The organism is Paraburkholderia suaedae (genome assembly GCF_040812055.1).
Classification (GTDB): Bacteria; Pseudomonadota; Gammaproteobacteria; order Burkholderiales; family Burkholderiaceae; genus Paraburkholderia.
On sequence record NZ_JBFOAH010000075.1, the window covers coordinates 3,047 to 5,231 of the forward strand.

Annotated in this window: 1 protein-coding gene, 2 tRNA genes and 1 rRNA gene; 1 reads left to right on the plus strand and 3 read right to left on the minus strand. The window is 55.5% G+C overall.

All coding sequences use genetic code 11. The features are described from left to right. On the plus strand, positions 1-185 hold a 185-nt coding region (locus ABQJ48_RS37320; protein ID WP_367842872.1), incomplete at its 5' end, for a hypothetical protein. Here the strand turns inward: ABQJ48_RS37320 and ABQJ48_RS37325 are convergent. The 3 genes from ABQJ48_RS37325 to ABQJ48_RS37335 all read right to left on the minus strand — a co-directional run bounded on the left by ABQJ48_RS37325 (position 173) and on the right by ABQJ48_RS37335 (position 1,978). Further along, positions 173-248 (minus strand) — tRNA-Ala (locus ABQJ48_RS37325). The two genes, ABQJ48_RS37320 and ABQJ48_RS37325, sit on opposite strands and share 13 nt — an antisense overlap. A 55-nt stretch (positions 249-303) precedes the next feature. Then, positions 304-380, minus strand: a tRNA-Ile gene (locus tag ABQJ48_RS37330). Between the two features lie 65 nt (positions 381-445). Further along, positions 446-1,978 (minus strand): 16S ribosomal RNA (locus ABQJ48_RS37335). Positions 1,979-2,185 lie beyond the last annotated feature (207 nt).

Genomic DNA, 2,185 nt, shown 5'->3' on the forward strand with positions numbered 1-2,185 from the left:
TCACCTACCCGCACCCATCTCTAAGTGCGATCAGTGAATCTCTTTACTACTTCTTCCTGATTGTTAAAGAACGACAGCCGATAGCGCAATCTGTGATTGCGTATCACTCTGACTGGCTCAATCGCCAATGCCTAGCACTCTGCGTCGTCACAGAACACTGGGCATTGAGGATTGGTGGAGGATGACGGGATCGAACCGACGACCCCCTGCTTGCAAAGCAGGTGCTCTCCCAGCTGAGCTAATCCCCCGGTCATGCAGAATTCCCAGGGAGTTGCAGACGGCCAGCAGCACCAGACAAGACCTTGGTGGGTCTGGATGGATTCGAACCATCGACCCCCGCCTTATCAAGACGGTGCTCTAACCGGCTGAGCTACAGACCCCTGAGTCTGTCCAGTTTCACAGCCGATAAGCGTGAGCGCTCAACGTTTGACACGTTCAGCTCGAGAAAGGAGGTGATCCAGCCGCACCTTCCGATACGGCTACCTTGTTACGACTTCACCCCAGTCATGAATCCTACCGTGGTGACCGTCCTCCTTGCGGTTAGACTAGCCACTTCTGGTAAAACCCACTCCCATGGTGTGACGGGCGGTGTGTACAAGACCCGGGAACGTATTCACCGCGGCATGCTGATCCGCGATTACTAGCGATTCCAGCTTCACGCACCCGAGTTGCAGAGTGCGATCCGGACTACGATCGGTTTTCTGGGATTGGCTCCCCCTCGCGGGTTGGCGACCCTCTGTTCCGACCATTGTATGACGTGTGAAGCCCTACCCATAAGGGCCATGAGGACTTGACGTCATCCCCACCTTCCTCCGGTTTGTCACCGGCAGTCTCCCTGGAGTGCTCTTGCGTAGCAACTAGGGACAAGGGTTGCGCTCGTTGCGGGACTTAACCCAACATCTCACGACACGAGCTGACGACAGCCATGCAGCACCTGTGTTACGGCTCCCTTTCGGGCACCCCGGCCTCTCAGCCAGGTTCCGTACATGTCAAGGGTAGGTAAGGTTTTTCGCGTTGCATCGAATTAATCCACATCATCCACCGCTTGTGCGGGTCCCCGTCAATTCCTTTGAGTTTTAATCTTGCGACCGTACTCCCCAGGCGGTCAACTTCACGCGTTAGCTTCGTTACCAAGCCAATGAAGGCCCGACAACCAGTTGACATCGTTTAGGGCGTGGACTACCAGGGTATCTAATCCTGTTTGCTCCCCACGCTTTCGTGCATGAGCGTCAGTATTGGCCCAGGGGGCTGCCTTCGCCATCGGTATTCCTCCACATCTCTACGCATTTCACTGCTACACGTGGAATTCTACCCCCCTCTGCCATACTCGAGTCCGCCAGTCACAAATGCAGTTCCCAGGTTAAGCCCGGGGATTTCACATCTGTCTTAACGGACCGCCTGCGCACGCTTTACGCCCAGTAATTCCGATTAACGCTTGCACCCTACGTATTACCGCGGCTGCTGGCACGTAGTTAGCCGGTGCTTATTCTTCCGGTACCGTCATCCCCACAGGGTATTAACCCACAGGTTTTCTTTCCGGACAAAAGTGCTTTACAACCCGAAGGCCTTCTTCACACACGCGGCATTGCTGGATCAGGCTTGCGCCCATTGTCCAAAATTCCCCACTGCTGCCTCCCGTAGGAGTCTGGGCCGTGTCTCAGTCCCAGTGTGGCTGGTCGTCCTCTCAGACCAGCTACAGATCGTCGCCTTGGTAGGCCTTTACCCCACCAACTAGCTAATCTGCCATCGGCCGCCCCTTGAGCGCGAGGTCCCGAAAGATCCCCCGCTTTCCTCCTCAGAGCGTATGCGGTATTAATCCGGCTTTCGCCGGGCTATCCCCCACTCCAGGACACGTTCCGATGTATTACTCACCCGTTCGCCACTCGCCACCAGGATTGCTCCCGTGCTGCCGTCCGACTTGCATGTGTAAGGCATGCCGCCAGCGTTCAATCTGAGCCAGGATCAAACTCTTCAGTTCAAACCTGTTACTGTTTTCGGTCTCTTGCGAAACCGGTCGCTCACTCAACGTACTGACGAAGTGTCCAGCCCTCTTGCGAGAGGCCAGACCTTTCTTTCATTACTGTGTGAGACTTGATACTTTTGCCTGCAGGCAGATTCCTCGGAACCCGCCCACCGCATCGCGCATCAAGCGCCCACACTTATCGGCTGTTAGTTTTTAAAGATC